The organism is Streptomyces sp. NPDC046925, assembly GCF_040644915.1.
Lineage (GTDB): Bacteria > Actinomycetota > Actinomycetes > Streptomycetales > Streptomycetaceae > Streptomyces.
In genome coordinates this window covers 111,738-126,125 of the sequence record NZ_JBEYWZ010000006.1, presented here as the reverse complement: position 1 = coordinate 126,125, position 14,388 = coordinate 111,738, and the positions used below count along the sequence as shown (strand labels likewise).

The 14,388-nt window shown below is 70.5% G+C and carries 12 protein-coding genes and 1 pseudogene; 9 read left to right on the top strand and 4 right to left on the bottom strand.

Features of this window, described 5'->3' with window-relative positions; translation table 11 throughout:
* Positions 1 to 42: 42 nt before the first annotated feature.
* The 3 genes from xseA to ABZ906_RS24950 all read left to right on the top strand — a co-directional run bounded on the left by xseA (position 43) and on the right by ABZ906_RS24950 (position 2,407).
* Positions 43 to 1,254, top strand: coding sequence for an exodeoxyribonuclease VII large subunit (gene xseA / locus ABZ906_RS24960; RefSeq protein WP_361181874.1), 1,212 nt, complete (start codon positions 43 to 45; stop codon positions 1,252 to 1,254).
* Between the two features lie 150 nt (positions 1,255 to 1,404).
* A complete protein-coding gene (locus ABZ906_RS24955) occupies positions 1,405 to 1,665 on the top strand; it encodes an exodeoxyribonuclease VII small subunit (RefSeq protein ID WP_361386082.1) in 261 nt (86 codons plus the stop codon).
* 151 nt (positions 1,666 to 1,816) lie between these two features.
* Positions 1,817 to 2,407 carry a malonic semialdehyde reductase gene (locus ABZ906_RS24950; RefSeq protein ID WP_361181876.1) on the top strand — a complete coding sequence of 197 codons (591 nt, stop codon included), beginning with the start codon at positions 1,817 to 1,819 and terminating at the stop codon, positions 2,405 to 2,407.
* Positions 2,408 to 2,510: 103 nt separating this feature from the next.
* Here ABZ906_RS24950 and ABZ906_RS24945 read toward each other — a convergent pair whose 3' ends face one another.
* Positions 2,511 to 3,029: a DUF4245 domain-containing protein gene (locus ABZ906_RS24945; protein ID WP_361181878.1), complete on the bottom strand. Its 519-nt coding sequence runs from the start codon at positions 3,027 to 3,029 to the stop codon at positions 2,511 to 2,513.
* 162 nt (positions 3,030 to 3,191) lie between these two features.
* On the opposite strand from ABZ906_RS24945, the gene glpX reads away from it, so the two are divergent.
* Positions 3,192 to 4,229 carry a class II fructose-bisphosphatase gene (gene glpX, locus ABZ906_RS24940; protein WP_361386079.1) on the top strand — a complete coding sequence of 346 codons (1,038 nt, stop codon included), beginning with the start codon at positions 3,192 to 3,194 and terminating at the stop codon, positions 4,227 to 4,229.
* 77 nt (positions 4,230 to 4,306) lie between these two features.
* Here glpX and ABZ906_RS24935 read toward each other — a convergent pair whose 3' ends face one another.
* Together ABZ906_RS24935 and ABZ906_RS24930 are read right to left on the bottom strand one after the other, a co-directional pair.
* Complete coding sequence (locus ABZ906_RS24935) at positions 4,307 to 4,687, bottom strand: WhiB family transcriptional regulator (RefSeq protein ID WP_190086352.1); 381 nt, start codon at positions 4,685 to 4,687, stop codon at positions 4,307 to 4,309.
* 155 nt (positions 4,688 to 4,842) lie between these two features.
* Positions 4,843 to 5,529: a DUF1707 domain-containing protein gene (locus ABZ906_RS24930; protein ID WP_361181882.1), complete on the bottom strand. Its 687-nt coding sequence runs from the start codon at positions 5,527 to 5,529 to the stop codon at positions 4,843 to 4,845.
* A 190-nt stretch (positions 5,530 to 5,719) separates the two neighbouring features.
* On the opposite strand from ABZ906_RS24930, the gene ABZ906_RS24925 reads away from it, so the two are divergent.
* Positions 5,720 to 7,387, top strand: coding sequence for a fumarate hydratase (locus ABZ906_RS24925; RefSeq protein ID WP_361386076.1), 1,668 nt, complete (start codon positions 5,720 to 5,722; stop codon positions 7,385 to 7,387).
* A gap of 69 nt (positions 7,388 to 7,456) precedes the next feature.
* Here the strand turns inward: ABZ906_RS24925 and ABZ906_RS24920 are convergent.
* A pseudogene (locus ABZ906_RS24920) lies at positions 7,457 to 9,019 on the bottom strand (ricin-type beta-trefoil lectin domain protein).
* 122 nt (positions 9,020 to 9,141) lie between these two features.
* Between ABZ906_RS24920 and ABZ906_RS24915 the strand changes: the two are divergent.
* The 4 genes from ABZ906_RS24915 to ABZ906_RS24900 all read left to right on the top strand — a co-directional run bounded on the left by ABZ906_RS24915 (position 9,142) and on the right by ABZ906_RS24900 (position 14,299).
* Complete coding sequence (locus tag ABZ906_RS24915; RefSeq protein WP_361386073.1) at positions 9,142 to 10,554, top strand: class II fumarate hydratase; 1,413 nt, start codon at positions 9,142 to 9,144, stop codon at positions 10,552 to 10,554.
* Positions 10,555 to 10,634: 80 nt separating this feature from the next.
* Positions 10,635 to 11,321 carry a DUF402 domain-containing protein gene (locus ABZ906_RS24910; protein ID WP_361386070.1) on the top strand — a complete coding sequence of 229 codons (687 nt, stop codon included), beginning with the start codon at positions 10,635 to 10,637 and terminating at the stop codon, positions 11,319 to 11,321.
* A gap of 127 nt (positions 11,322 to 11,448) precedes the next feature.
* Positions 11,449 to 12,141 carry a class I SAM-dependent methyltransferase gene (locus ABZ906_RS24905; RefSeq protein ID WP_361181889.1) on the top strand — a complete coding sequence of 231 codons (693 nt, stop codon included), beginning with the start codon at positions 11,449 to 11,451 and terminating at the stop codon, positions 12,139 to 12,141.
* 55 nt (positions 12,142 to 12,196) lie between these two features.
* On the top strand, positions 12,197 to 14,299 hold the full coding sequence (locus ABZ906_RS24900; RefSeq protein WP_361181890.1) for a SpoIIE family protein phosphatase: 2,103 nt from the start codon (positions 12,197 to 12,199) through the stop codon (positions 14,297 to 14,299).
* The last annotated feature ends 89 nt before the right edge of the window (positions 14,300 to 14,388 follow it).

Genomic DNA, 14,388 nt, shown 5'->3' with positions numbered 1-14,388 from the left:
AGGAAACCCGGTCGTGTCAGAGGGTGCCGATACGCTCGGTGCATGGCCTTGAATACGTCCGCTGATGCTCCGCTGCCCGTCGGTGAGGTGTCGCGGCTCATCGGTGGGTGGATCGACCGTCTCGGTGCCGTGTGGGTCGAGGGGCAGATCACGCAGCTGTCCCGCAGGCCCGGCGCCGGCGTGGTGTTCATGACGTTGCGCGACCCCTCGCACGACATCTCCGTCAGCGTCACCTGCTACCGCCAGGTGTTCGACGCCGTCGCGGACGTCGTCTCCGAGGGCGCCCGGGTCGTCGTCCACGCCAAGCCCGAGTGGTACGCACCGCGGGGCCAGCTGTCCCTGCGGGCCGTCGAGATAAAGCCCGTCGGGGTGGGAGAGCTGCTCGCGCGCATCGAGCAGCTGAAGAAGAGCCTCGCCGGGGAGGGTCTTTTCGCGCCCGACCGCAAGAAGGCGCTGCCCTTCCTGCCGCAGCTCATCGGGCTCGTCACCGGCCGCGCATCCGCCGCCGAGCGCGACGTCCTGGAGAACGCCCGGCACCGCTGGCCCGCCGTCCGCTTCGAAGTGCGCAACGTCCCCGTCCAGGGCGTGCACGCCGTGCCGCAGGTCGTGCAGGCCGTGAAGGAGCTCGACGCGCTCGACGCCGTGGACGTGATCATCGTGGCCCGCGGCGGCGGCAGCGTGGAGGATCTGCTGCCGTTCTCGGACGAGCAGCTCGTACGGGCCGTCGCCTCCTGTCGTACGCCCGTCGTCTCCGCGATCGGCCACGAACCCGACAACCCCCTCCTCGATTACGTGGCGGACCTGCGCGCCTCCACCCCGACCGACGCCGCCAAGAAGGTCGTGCCGGACGTCGGCGAGGAGTACGAACGCGTGCGGTGGCTGCGGGACCGGGCCCGGCGCTGCATGGACGCCTTCCTGGACCGCGAGGACCGCGGCCTCGCACACGCCCTGGCCCGCCCCTCCATGGAGAATCCGCACCGCATGATCGAGGAGCGCGAGGAGCAGGTGTCGGCGCTCGTCGACCGCAGCCGCCGCACCCTCGGGCATCTCCTGGACCGCGCCGAGTCGGAGCTGACGCACACCCACGCGCGCGTGGTGGGCCTCTCCCCCGCCGCGACGCTCCAGCGGGGTTACGCGGTGCTCCAGAAGACCGACGGCTCGGTGGTGCGGGCCGCGGACGAGGTGACCGCCGACGAGGAGCTGCGGGCCCGGGTCGCCGAGGGCGAGTTCACCGTACGGACAGTGGATCCGTAACAGCCGCACGCGGGAGATCCGTAAAAGCCGCGCGCGGGAGATCCGTAGAAGCCGCACGCAGGAGTTCCGCGCAAACCGCGCACCGCATGCATGCACGCACGCACAAACACTCCGCACAAGCCGTACGAACCGACATTTAGGGTGGGGCACATGACCAGCAAGACGGCCGAGGCCACGGGCCCGGCGGACGCACTCGGCTACGAGCAGGCGCGGGACGAGCTCATCGAGGTCGTCCGCCGCCTGGAGACGGGCGGCACCACGCTCGAGGAGTCGCTCGCCCTGTGGGAGCGCGGCGAGGAGCTGGCCAAGGTGTGCCGCCGCTGGCTCGACGGCGCCCGCGCCCGCCTGGACGCGGCCCTCGCGGGGCCCGACGGGGACAGCGACGAGGACGAGTCCGCGGCCGACGACTGAGCCGGCGGACGAGCGGGACCCCGCCCGCGACCTGGTGCGTTGTGAAGCGGATCACCTAACGCCGGATTTGGTTGAAACTTAAACCGCAGCGTCGTACGGTCGGTACCGCAAGCTGATCCACGCCCCACGCACGCACCGAGAAGGTTGATCCATGTCTCTCGTCCTTGACCCCGCCGCACAGGACCTGCTCTTCCGCGAGGCCCGCACCGCGAACTCCTTCACCGATGAGCCGGTCACCGACGAGCAGGTGCAGGCGATCTACGACCTGGTCAAGTACGGCCCGACCGCCTTCAACCTGTCGTCGCTGCGCGTCACCCTGGTCCGCTCCCCCGAGGCCCGCGAGCGCCTCGTCCAGCACATGGCCGAGGGCAACCAGCCGAAGACCGCGAGCGCCCCGCTCGTCGCGATCCTCTCCGCGGACAACGAGTTCCACGAGGAGCTGCCGGCGCTGTTCCCGCACTTCCCGCAGGCCAAGGACGTCTTCTTCTCGGAGCGCCCGGCCCGCGAAGGCGCCGCGCACCTCAACGCCGCGCTGCAGGCCGCCTACTTCATCATCGGCGTGCGCGCCGCCGGTCTGGCCGCGGGCCCGATGACCGGCTTCGACGCCGCCGGTGTCCAGAAGGAGTTCCTGGACGGCGACCACACCCCGCTGATGGTCGTCAACATCGGCAAGCCGGCCGAGAACGCCTGGTTCCCGCGCTCCCCGCGCCTTGAGTTCGACCAGGTCATCGAGACCGTCTGAGACCGAGAAAGCCAGGCTGCCAAGCAATAGGCAACAGGCGAGCAGTACGAGTGAGGGCCCCGGCAACAGCGCCGGGGCCCTCACTCGATTGTCCGCACCAGCGTCAGGACGTCTTCAGCGCCTGCGCCATCTCCGTCAGCTTGCCGAAGGACGCCGTGCCCGCGACCACCGTCGTCGCGCCCTTGTCCTCGCGCACCAGGGCGTCGTACGTCGACCCCTTGTAGCGGTGCCACGTCTTGCCGCCGATCTCCTCGGTGGCCTTCGTCCGCTCGGCCCGCTGCGTGGCCTCTTCGATGAACTTGGTGGGCTTCGCCGTGGACTGCTTGACCGTGACGTACTCACCGGACGGGTCGAGGTACCCCAGGTGCCAGCTGTCGCCCTTCGAGCCGTCGAACCGCACCGACGTCGGCTTCCACGCCTTGGCCAGGCCCTCGGGAGCGGCCACCGGGTAAGCCGCCGCCCTGCGCGCGGACAGCAGCTCCACGCGGTAGTCGACGCGCTTGACGGGGCTCTTGGAGTCGTCGTGCGGGATGAAGACGTACATCGCACCGGCCACGAGGACGATCACCGCCATCGACCACAGCATGTTCCGTACGGTCTGCTTGCCTTGTCTGCCTGCCACGCACCCATGTTCTCAGGCCGCCGGTACGACTCTGCCCCCGGTGGTCCCCAAGCGTCCGTTCCGCTCATGCGTGGGGCCCTCTGCTCATTTTGTCGGCCTGCCGATAGAGTCAGGGCACACCCTCATCCGGCCGTCGTCGTATCAGCAGAAAGGTGCGCTCCGATGACCGAGCATCAGCATCATCTTCCTTCCGAGCTCGAAGTCTCTCCCGAGGCTCCCGACCGCAACCTCGCCCTGGAGCTCGTCCGGGTCACCGAGGCCGCCGCCATGGCCGCCGGCCGCTGGGTCGGCCGCGGCGACAAGATCGGTGCCGACGGCGCTGCCGTCAGGGCCATGCGGACCCTCGTCTCCACCGTCTCGATGAACGGCATCGTCGTCATCGGTGAGGGCGAGAAGGACGAGGCCCCGATGCTCTTCAACGGCGAGCGCATCGGTGACAGCACCGGCGCCGAGGTCGACATCGCCGTCGACCCGATCGACGGCACGACCCTCTGTGCGAAGGGGATGCCGAACGCCATCGCCGTGCTCGCCGCCGCCGACCGCGGAGCCATGTTCGACCCGTCCGCGGTCTTCTACATGGACAAGCTGGTCACGGGCCCCGAGGCCGCCGACTACGTGGACATCAACGCCCCCGCGTCCGTCAACATCCGCCGCGTCGCCAAGGCCAAGGGCCGTTCGCCCGAGGACGTCACGGTCATGATCCTCGACCGCCCCCGTCACGAGGGCATCGTCAAGGAGATCCGCGAGACCGGCGCGCGCATCAAGTTCATCTCGGACGGCGACGTCGCCGGTTCGATCATGGCCGTGCGCGAGGGCACCGGCGTCGACATGCTCATGGGCGTCGGCGGCACCCCGGAGGGCATCATCTCGGCCTGCGCGATCAAGTGCCTGGGCGGTGTGATCCAGGGCAAGCTGTGGCCCAAGGACGACGCCGAGCGCCAGCGCGCCCTGGACGCGGGCCACGACCTGGACCGCACGCTGTCGACGACCGACCTGGTCCAGGGGGACAACGTCTTCTTCGTCGCGACCGGCATCACGGACGGCGAACTGCTCCAGGGCGTTCGCTACGCCGCCGAGACGGCCTCCACCTCGTCCCTGGTCATGCGCTCGAAGTCGGGCACGATCCGCAAGATCGACTCGGATCACCGGCTCGCGAAGCTGCGCGCCTACAGCGCCATCGACTTCGACCGCGCCAAGTAGGCTCAAACGCGCGCGAGTTGCGCACGACGGAGGGGGCGCCCCGTGCGGGGGACGCCCCCTCCGTTGTTTGTCCAGGGCTATCCGGCGGCGGCGATGGGCCCCGCGGACGTGTGTGCGGCCTTCTTGAGCTCCACCTCGCGCCGGCGCCGCCTGGCGAGCACCACCCGGCGCTCCGCGGCGGTGAGGCCGCCCCAGACTCCGTACGGCTCGGGCTGGAGCAGTGCGTGCTCCCGGCACTCGACCATCACGGGACAGCGGGCACAGACCCGCTTCGCGGCTTCCTCGCGGGAGAGGCGTGAGGCGGTTGGCTCCTTGGACGGGGCGAAGAACAGCCCGGCCTCGTCTCGTCGGCACACCGCCTCGGTGTGCCATGGAGCGTCTTGGTTCCTATCGCGCACTGGCACCCGCGGGGCCGGAACAGCGGCGACCTGCAGGGACTGATGCGACGGCTGCAGCACGGGTCTACTCCTGACGACGGCTTCGCGAGCGAGAGACGATGCAGCAAGCTCTACCCGCTGTGCATGCGCCTATGCACTGAGTTCCGATGTACGAAAGTTCGCGCCGTCCGTGACGGGGCGCGCCCCGGCGTGAGTGGCCGAATGCGCCCCCTCGTTCAGTGCCCCAGATGCTTGCGCAGCTGCTTGTGCAGGTCCCTGACGAGCTTGCCCCGCTTGGGCTTCGCCTCGATGTTGCCCAGGACCGCATAGCCGTCGACATAGACGACGGGGGCGTCCTGTTCGGCTGAATCGAGCATGTCCACTTCGAAGTTGCCGAGGACGCCGGTACCGCTGCCGCGCAGCGAGATGTTCTCCGGGACGCGGATCTCCACATTGCCGAAGACGGAGACCGCCTTGATGACGACCTGGCGCTGCTCGAAGATCGCCTCGCTGAGATCGATCTCCACGTTGCCGAAGATCGCGTACGCGTGCGTGCGGCGGCCCACGCGCCAGCGGCCCTTGCGCACGGAGCTGCTGAAGACCGCGACCAGGTTCTCGTCGGCGACCGGGGGCACCGCGCCGTCCGACGGCCGGATCGGGGCGGGCTCGGGCCGCGCCGTCGAGCGCCCCGCGCCGCTCGCCGCGGGCAGATCGCTGACCAGCGGCTCCAGCTCACCCATGGTCTTGGAGCGGTAGACCCCGTCGATCCGTTCGGCGTGCTCCTCCGCGGTGAGACGGCCCTCGGCGAGGGCCTCGCGCAGGATGTCCGCCGTGCGGTCCCGGTCGGCGTCCGACGCGCGCAGGCCCGCCGGCTGCGGTTCAGGGTCGGTCTGGGTCTGCTGGGGGCGCTTCTCTAGGTCCACACCACTCAGCGTACCCAAACGCGATAGATCGCGACTAGCCCCGGAACCCCCGGAAGCACCCGGAGATTTCCCCCGGGGCGGCCCTACTGAGCCTTACCTCACAGGCCCGTCCCGATGTGCGCGTTCTACGCTGGTTGGCGCGCCGCCAATGGAGGCCGCGCCGCCGTCTGCCGAGTGAGGAATGGCCGTAATGCCAGAGTTCGAGTACTCCGATCTGCTCCCCCTGGGAGAGGACACCACGCCGTACCGGTTGGTGACCTCCGAGGGCGTCTCCACATTCGAGGCCGACGGGCGGACGTTCCTCAAGGTCGATCCCGAGGCGCTGCGCACGCTCGCCGCCGAGGCGATCCACGACATCCAGCACTATCTGCGGCCCGCGCACCTGGCCCAGCTGCGGCGCATCGTCGACGACCCGGAGGCCTCGGGCAACGACAAGTTCGTGGCGCTCGACCTGCTGAAGAACGCGAACATCGCGGCGGCGGGCGTGCTCCCCATGTGCCAGGACACCGGCACGGCGATCGTCATGGGCAAGCGCGGACAGCACGTCCTCACCGAGGGCGAGGACGAGAAGGCGCTCTCCAAGGGCATCTACGACGCGTACACGAAGCTGAACCTGCGCTACTCCCAGATGGCCCCGCTGAACATGTGGGAGGAGAAGAACACCGGCTCCAACCTCCCGGCCCAGATCGAGCTGTACGCGACCGACGGCGGCGCCTACAAGTTCCTCTTCATGGCCAAGGGCGGCGGCTCGGCCAACAAGTCGTTCCTCTACCAGGAGACGAAGGCCGTCCTGAACGAGGCCTCCATGATGAAGTTCCTGGAGGAGAAGATCCGCTCCCTGGGTACGGCCGCCTGCCCGCCGTACCACCTGGCGATCGTCGTCGGCGGCACCAGCGCCGAGTTCGCCCTGAAGACCGCGAAGTACGCCTCCGCGCACTACCTGGACGAGCTGCCCGCCGAGGGCTCCCCGACCGGGCACGGCTTCCGGGACAAGGAGCTGGAGGAGAAGGTCTTCGAGCTGACGCAGAAGATCGGCATCGGCGCGCAGTTCGGCGGCAAGTACTTCTGCCACGACGTCCGCGTGGTGCGCCTGCCGCGCCACGGCGCCTCGCTGCCCGTCGCCATCGCCGTCTCCTGCTCGGCCGACCGCCAGGCCACCGCGAAGATCACCGCCGAGGGCGTCTTCCTGGAGCAGCTGGAGACGGACCCGGCGCGCTTCCTGCCGGAGACCGAGGACTCCCACCTGGACGAGTCCGCGGACGTCGTGAAGATCGACCTCAACCAGCCGATGGACGACATCCTCGCCGAGCTCACCAAACACCCGGTGAAGACCCGCCTCTCCCTCACCGGCCCCCTCGTCGTGGCCCGCGACATCGCGCACGCCAAGATCAAGGAGCGGCTCGACGCGGGCGAGGAGATGCCGCAGTACCTCAAGGACCACCCGGTCTACTACGCGGGCCCCGCCAAGACCCCCGAGGGCTACGCCTCCGGCTCCTTCGGCCCGACCACCGCCGGGCGCATGGACTCCTACGTGGAGCAGTTCCAGGCGGCGGGCGGCTCCAAGGTCATGCTCGCCAAGGGCAACCGCTCCAAACAGGTCACCGACGCCTGCGACGCGCACGGCGGCTTCTACCTGGGTTCGATCGGCGGCCCCGCCGCGCGCCTCGCCCAGGACTGCATCAAGAAGGTCGAGGTCGTCGAGTACGAGGAGCTCGGCATGGAGGCCGTCTGGAAGATCGAGGTCGAGGACTTCCCCGCCTTCATCGTCGTCGACGACAAGGGCAACGACTTCTTCCAGAACCCGGCCCCGGAGCCGACGTTCACGCACATCCCGGTGCGCGGCCCGGGCCTGGCGTAAGTACCGGGAAAGGCCCCTCCACGCGCGCGTGGAGGGGCCTTTCCGGGTCTGAAGCTCAAGTTCAGACGGTCAGGCGAAACGCTGGCCAGCCGCCCCCGTGCACTTCTGGAGCCGCAGCGGCTCCCTGTCCCCCGCCAGGGTCAGGCAGAGCCCGCTCGCAGCCGCGGGCCGCAGCGTCCCGGCGTCGCGGACGAACTTCTGGTTGCCGCCGCCGTGGCAGTTCCACAGGGTGACCGCGACGCCTTCCTTGTAGGCGCCGTCGGGCACGTCCAGGCAGCGGTCCTGGGTCAGGCCGGTGTGCAGCGAGCCCTGACCGCCGGGAGCGCCGTCGTACCACCAGGTCTGGTTGCGGTTGCCGGTGCAGTCTCAGCCCTGCACCTTGGTGCCGTTGCGGCTCTTGGACGCGTCGACGTCCACGCACGTCCCCGTGCCCGCGTTCTTCAGGGGCTTGTACGCGTCGTCCCAGGCACCCCCGTACAGCTTCGGGCTGCCCGTGCTCGCCGGGTCCGCGCAACCGGCTTCCCGCTGACCCGAGTTGTAGATCTGGGTCAGGCAGGACGCGAAGGCGGCGTGGCCGCGGGCGTTGGGGTGGAAGGACTGGCGCACCGAGTTGGAGTCCGGCGGGAAGGGGTTGGACAGGTCGACGTACAGACCGCGCGCCCAGGTGTCCTCCATGCAGACCTCGTGGCCCTGGAAGAGGCGGGAGTTGTCGAGGTAGACCGCGCCCGCGTTCCGCGCGGCCTTGCGCATGCCGGTCCCGAACGCGGGCACCGCGTAGTTGCGGCCCCACTCGGTGTCGGAGTCGTAGCCGAGGCCGCCGCAGACGAGCTTGCCGGGGAACTTCGGGTTGTCCCGGAAGTCGGGGCCGATCGGGCTCGGGTAGCCCATGAGGACCAGCTTGTAGTCGTCGCCCGCGTATCCGGCGTCCTTCATGACGGTCTTCAGGTCGCGGACGGACTGCTCGACCTTGGGCACGAGCGCGTCGACCCGCGCCTGCCAGCCCGCCGTGTACTTGCCCGCGCACGCGCCCTGGCTGAGCAGGAAGCGCGTCACGCAGTCGGTCATCACCGGCGAGAACTCGAGGTCGTCGTTGGCCCCGATGACCAGCATGACCGCCTTGATGCGGGTGTTGCGCGCCTTGATGGCGAGGTTGTCGCTCTGCACCAGTTCGTCGGCGTACTGCTTCTGGCCGCCGATCCTGATGTTGACGGTCTGCGCTCCCGAGCAGGCGACGTTGTACGTCTCGTCCGCGGGGATGCCGGTGCGGTGGATCGCGGCGTCCGGGGATCGGTGGCACCAGTTGTCGGGGCCGTCGGTGCCCGGTTCGTACGTGCCGACGCCCTCGCCCGAGATCTCGCTGTCCCCGAGCGAGATCAGCCCGGTCCTGCGTTCGGCCGGCGGGCGCTCTGCCGGGTCGCCGTAGAGCTCGGTCGCCTCGTCCGCCCGGATCTTCTCCAGTTCGGGCGACAGGGGCGTGGACAGGGGCGCGGTGCTCCCCCGGTGCTCCCGGTCCTTGCCGTCCGCCGCCTGCGCGGGCGTTCCCGCGACGGTGCCGAGCACCGCCGCCATCGCCACGGCCGCCGCGAACGTACATCGCGGCCTGCTCCGGCGGCCGTGTCTGATGCGCTTCATTGCGCCTCCCCGGTTTGGTGTTACCCACGGTTTTTACTGGCCGGTAAGAGCATTGGGAACACCTAGAACAAGACAAGTGCTCAACTTTTCGACGGGGTCCGACGAAGGAGTAGGTTCGAGGGATGACCAGCGACGCCAGCGCAAGCGACAGCGGTGAGTACCGGATCGAGCACGACTCCATGGGCGAGGTACGGGTCCCCGCCCACGCCAAATGGCGGGCGCAGACGCAGCGGGCGGTGGAGAACTTCCCCGTCTCCGGACAGCGCCTGGAGCGCGCGCACATCGCCGCGCTCGCCCGGATCAAGGCGGCCGCCGCGAAGGTCAACGCGGACCTCGGGGTGCTCGACAAGGACATGGCGGCGGCGATCGCGGACGCTGCGGGCGAGGTGGCCGACGGCCGCTGGGACGAGCACTTCCCGGTGGACGTCTTCCAGACGGGGTCCGGCACCTCGTCCAACATGAACACGAACGAAGTCCTCGCGACGCTGGCCACGGAGAAGCTCGGCCGGGACGTCCACCCGAACGACCACGTGAACGCGTCCCAGTCGTCGAACGACGTCTTCCCCTCCTCGATCCACGTCGCGGCCACCGGCGCCGTGACGCAGGACCTGATCCCGGCGCTCGAACACCTGGCGGCGGCGCTGACCCGCAAGTCCGAGGAGTTCGCCGACGTGGTGAAGTCCGGGCGCACGCACCTGATGGACGCGACGCCCGTGACCCTGGGCCAGGAGTTCGGCGGCTACGCGGCCCAGGTGCGCCACGGCGTCGAGCGGCTGCGGGCCTCGCTGCCGCGCCTGGCCGAACTGCCCCTCGGCGGCACGGCGGTGGGCACCGGCATCAACACCCCGCCCGGCTTCTCGGCGGCCGTGATCGACGAGGTGGCCCGGGTCACGGGACTCCCGCTGACCGAGGCGCGCGACCACTTCGAGGCGCAGGGCGCGCGGGACGGCATCGTGGAGACCAGCGGCCAGCTGCGGACCATCGGCGTCGGCCTCACGAAGATCGCGAACGATCTGCGCTGGATGGCCTCGGGACCGCGGACCGGACTCGCCGAGATCAATCTGCCCGACCTGCAGCCCGGTTCCTCGATCATGCCCGGCAAGGTGAACCCGGTGATCCCGGAAGCCGCGCTGATGGTCGCCGCGCAGGTCACCGGCAATGACGCGACGGTCGCCGCGGCCGGTGCGGCGGGGAACTTCGAGCTGAACGTGATGCTGCCGGTCATCGGCAAGAACGTCCTGGAGTCGATCCGGCTCCTGGCCAACGTGTCGCGGCTGCTCGCCGACAGGACGGTCGACGGCATCACCGCGAACGCCGAACGCGCCAGGGAGTACGCCGAGTCCTCGCCCTCCGTCGTCACCCCGCTGAACAAGTACATCGGGTACGAGGAGGCGGCGAAGGTCGCCAAGAAGTCCCTCGCCGAGCGGAAGACCATCCGCGACGTCGTGCTCGAAGGCGGGTACGTCGAGCGGGGCGAGCTCACGCTGACACAGCTGGACGAGGCGCTGGACGTGCTGCGGATGACACGGCCTTAGGGCGTAGTTCCCCTACGCACCGACAGGTTCTCCCGGACGCCTTCGGGGGGACCTGTCGGGGCGGCGACTAATATCTCTGCATGACAGACCTCACCACGCCGCCAACGACGAGCAGCGAAGCAGCACGCTGGGTTCCCGGCTCCCATGTGCTGTGGCGGTACAAGGACAACGCCGGGGACGGAATCCACATCTGCCGGCCCGTCACGGTCGTACAGGACACCGAAGAGCTGCTCGCCGTGTGGATGGCGCCCGGCACCGAGTGCGTGAAGCCCGTCCTCGCCGACGGGACCGCCGTGCACCGCGAGCCCCTCGCCACCCGCTACACCAAGCCCCGCGCCCTGCGCAGGGACCGTTGGTTCGGCACCGGCGTCCTCAAGCTCGCACGGCCCGCGGAGCCATGGTCGGTGTGGTTGTTCTGGGACCCGGGATGGCAGTTCAAGAACTGGTACGTGAATCTCGAAGAGCCGCGCGCACGTTGGGCCGGAGGCATCGATTCCGAGGATCACTTTCTGGACATCTCCGTGCGGCCCGACCGGACCTGGCAGTGGCACGACGAGGACGAGTTCGCCCAGGCCCAGCGCGCCGGCCTCATGGAGGCCGCAAAGGCGCGGGAAGTCAGGGCCGCCGGGCACGCGGCCGTCGATGTGATCCGTTCCTGGGGACGGCCGTTTTCGGACAACTGGCAGCACTGGCGCCCCGATCCGGACTGGGCGATTCCGCCCCTTCCGGATGACTGGGACCGCACGCCCGCGCATGTGACGTCATGAGACCCTTGATGCGCCCCCATGGTTCAAACGTAGGATCGTCCTCCGCAAGGGCGCACAGCAGCAACTCAGCAGCAACTCCCTGAGCTTGCGCGTTGCCTGACAGCATGTCATCGAGGGGCGGCAGAACGTGAGCGAGGCGAGCGAGCTCGACGGGTACGGCGCGCGAACCGGCGTGCGGCCCGACCGGACGGGTCAGGCCGAGGCCTTCGACGCCATCGGGGCGCACTACGACGACGCCTTCCCCCACAAGGACGGCCAGCTGGCCGCCGGGCGCAGGCTCGCCGACGCGCTGCCCTCCGGGTCGAGGGTGCTCGACGTGGGGTGCGGCACGGGAGTGCCCACCGCCCGGCAGCTCGCGGACGCCGGGCACCGGGTGCTCGGCATCGATCTCTCGTCCGGCATGCTCGACATCGCCAGGAAGAACGTTCCCGCGGACAACGCCGAGTTCCGGCAGCTCGACCTGGCCGCGCTGCGCGCCGAAGGCCCCGACGGCGTCGGCACGTTCGACGGGATCGCGGCTTTCTTCGCGCTCCTGATGCTGCCCCGCGCCGAAATCCCGTACGCTCTGCGGCTGCTGCACGGACTGCTGCGCCCCGGTGGCCTGCTCGCGCTCTCCATGGTCGAGGCCGACCTGGATGACGCGGGAATTCCGTTCCTGGGGCACACAATCCGGGTATCCGGTTACCTGCGGGACGAACTTCGGCAGGTAGTACGTGACGCGGGCTTCGACATCATCGACGAGGACACGTACTCCTACGCCCCGGCGAGTACCGACGTACCACCCGAACACCAGCTCTTCCTGCACTGCCGACGCGGCTGACCAAAGTAGCCACCGGACACCAAGGCGCAGCCCCGGACGGACGGATTCGAAACGCGTGACGGAGCACTCCATCCCCGACGAGGGCCGACAGCCCCGAGCTGCCCGGCCCGCCGCCCCCGCGGATCCCCGCGGGGCGCATGCGCGTGCCCGCAAGGCGCGGGACACCCAGGGCGCGCCCGCTTTCCCCGCACAGGCACAGTCCCGTTCGGGCGACCCCGCCGCAGGCCCCTGCGACGAGCACTCCCAGTCGTCCGGGCACTCGGGACAGCAGCCCGACCCGCACCGGCCGCGCCCCGCACCCGAGGGCGCGCCCGAACAGGGCCCCGACCCGATGGCCGCACGCGGCGGCGACCGGGACAACCACGACGGCGCCCCCTCGGGCGCCCCCGGCGGCGAGGAGCGGCGTACGGGACAACCACGACCGCCGGGCTCCGGCCCCGCGGCGATGCGACGCGACGGCGACCGGCTGCGCTTCGTGGGCGCCGCCACCCGGCGCATCGCCCGCGGCATCGACCTGGACGAGATCGTGATGGGCCTGTGCCGGGCCACGGTGCCGACGTTCTCCGACGCGATCCTGGTCTACCTGCGCGACCCGCTGCCGGTCGGCGAGGAGCGGCCCAGCGGCGCCCTCATCCTGCGCCTTCGCCGCACCGACCGGCTTCGCTCGATCGAGGAAGGCGCCGAGGAGCCCGACACCGACAGCGGCAACGCGCCCGCGCTCCAGGTGCAGAACGAACTGGTGACGACCGCCGAGCTGTGCGAGGTGCGCCCCGGCGGCGCCCTCGCCGAGGTCCTGCGCGGCGTCCGCCCGGTCTTCGCCGACACCCCGGCGGCCCGCGCCGCACTGCCCGAACTGCTCGGCGACGACCGCACCGTGCCCCTGGGCCAGCGCACGATCCTCGCCCCGCTGCGGGGCAGGCGCCGCGTGATCGGCGCCGCGGTGTTCCTGCGCCGCCCCGACCGGCCCGCGTTCGAGAACGACGACCTCCTGGTCGCCGCCCAGCTCGCCACGCACAGCGCGCTCGGCATCGACAAGGCCGTGCTCTACGGCCGCGAGGCGTACATCGCCGACGAGCTGCAGCGCACGATGCTGCCCGAGACCCTGCCGCGCCCGACCGGCGTGCGGCTCGCCTCCCGCTATCTCCCGGCCGCCGAGACGGCCCGGGTCGGCGGCGACTGGTACGACGCGATCCCGCTGCCCGGCAGCAGGGTCGCGCTCGTCGTGGGCGACGTCATGGGCCACTCCATGACCTCGGCGGCGATCATGGGCCAGCTGCGCACGACGGCGCAGACCCTGGCCGGGCTCGACCTGCCGCCCCAGGAGGTCCTGCACCACTTGGACGAGCAGGCCCAGCGGCTCGGCTCGGACCGGATGGCGACCTGCCTCTACGCGGTCTACGACCCGGTCGCGCACCGCATCACCATCGCCAACGCCGGCCATCCGCCGCCCGTCCTGCTCCACCTGGGAGGCCGCGCCGAGGTCCTGCGGGTCCCGCCGGGCGCCCCCATCGGCGTCGGCGGCGTCGACTTCGAGGCCGTGGAGCTCGACGCGCCCGCGGGCGCCACCCTGCTGCTCTACACCGACGGGCTGGTCGAGTCCCGTCTGCGTGACGTATGGACCGGCATAGAGCAGCTGCGCGAACGGCTCGCCGCCACCGCCCAGTTGACGGGCCCGGACCATCCGCCGCCCCTGGAGGCCCTCTGCGACGACGTGCTCGACATGCTCGGCCCCGGCGACCGGGACGACGACATCGCGCTGCTCGCCGCCCGCTTCGACGGGATCGCGCCGAGCGACGTCGCGTACTGGTACCTGGAGCCGGAGGACGCCACGCCGTCCCGCGCCCGCCGCCTGGCCCGCAGCGCCCTGGAGCGCTGGGGCCTGCAGGAGCTGAACGACTCGGTGGAGCTCCTGGTCAGCGAGGTCGTCACGAACGCCGTGCGGTACGCGTCGCGTCCGGTGACCCTGCGGCTGCTGCGTACGGACGTCCTGCGCTGCGAGGTCGGCGACGACGTGCCGCAGCTGCCGAGGCTGCGCCAGGCGCGGGCCACGGACGAGGGCGGCCGCGGGCTCTACCTGGTCAACAGGCTGGCCCGGCGGTGGGGCGCGACACGGCTGAGCACCGGCAAGGTGGTGTGGTTCGAGCTGAACCACGGCTGAGCGGGGCAGTAGCGGGGCAGTGCACGGCGAAGGCGCCGGAAGCGTGTGCTTCCGGCGCCTTCGCCGTGCCTGGTGACGTCCGTCCGGCC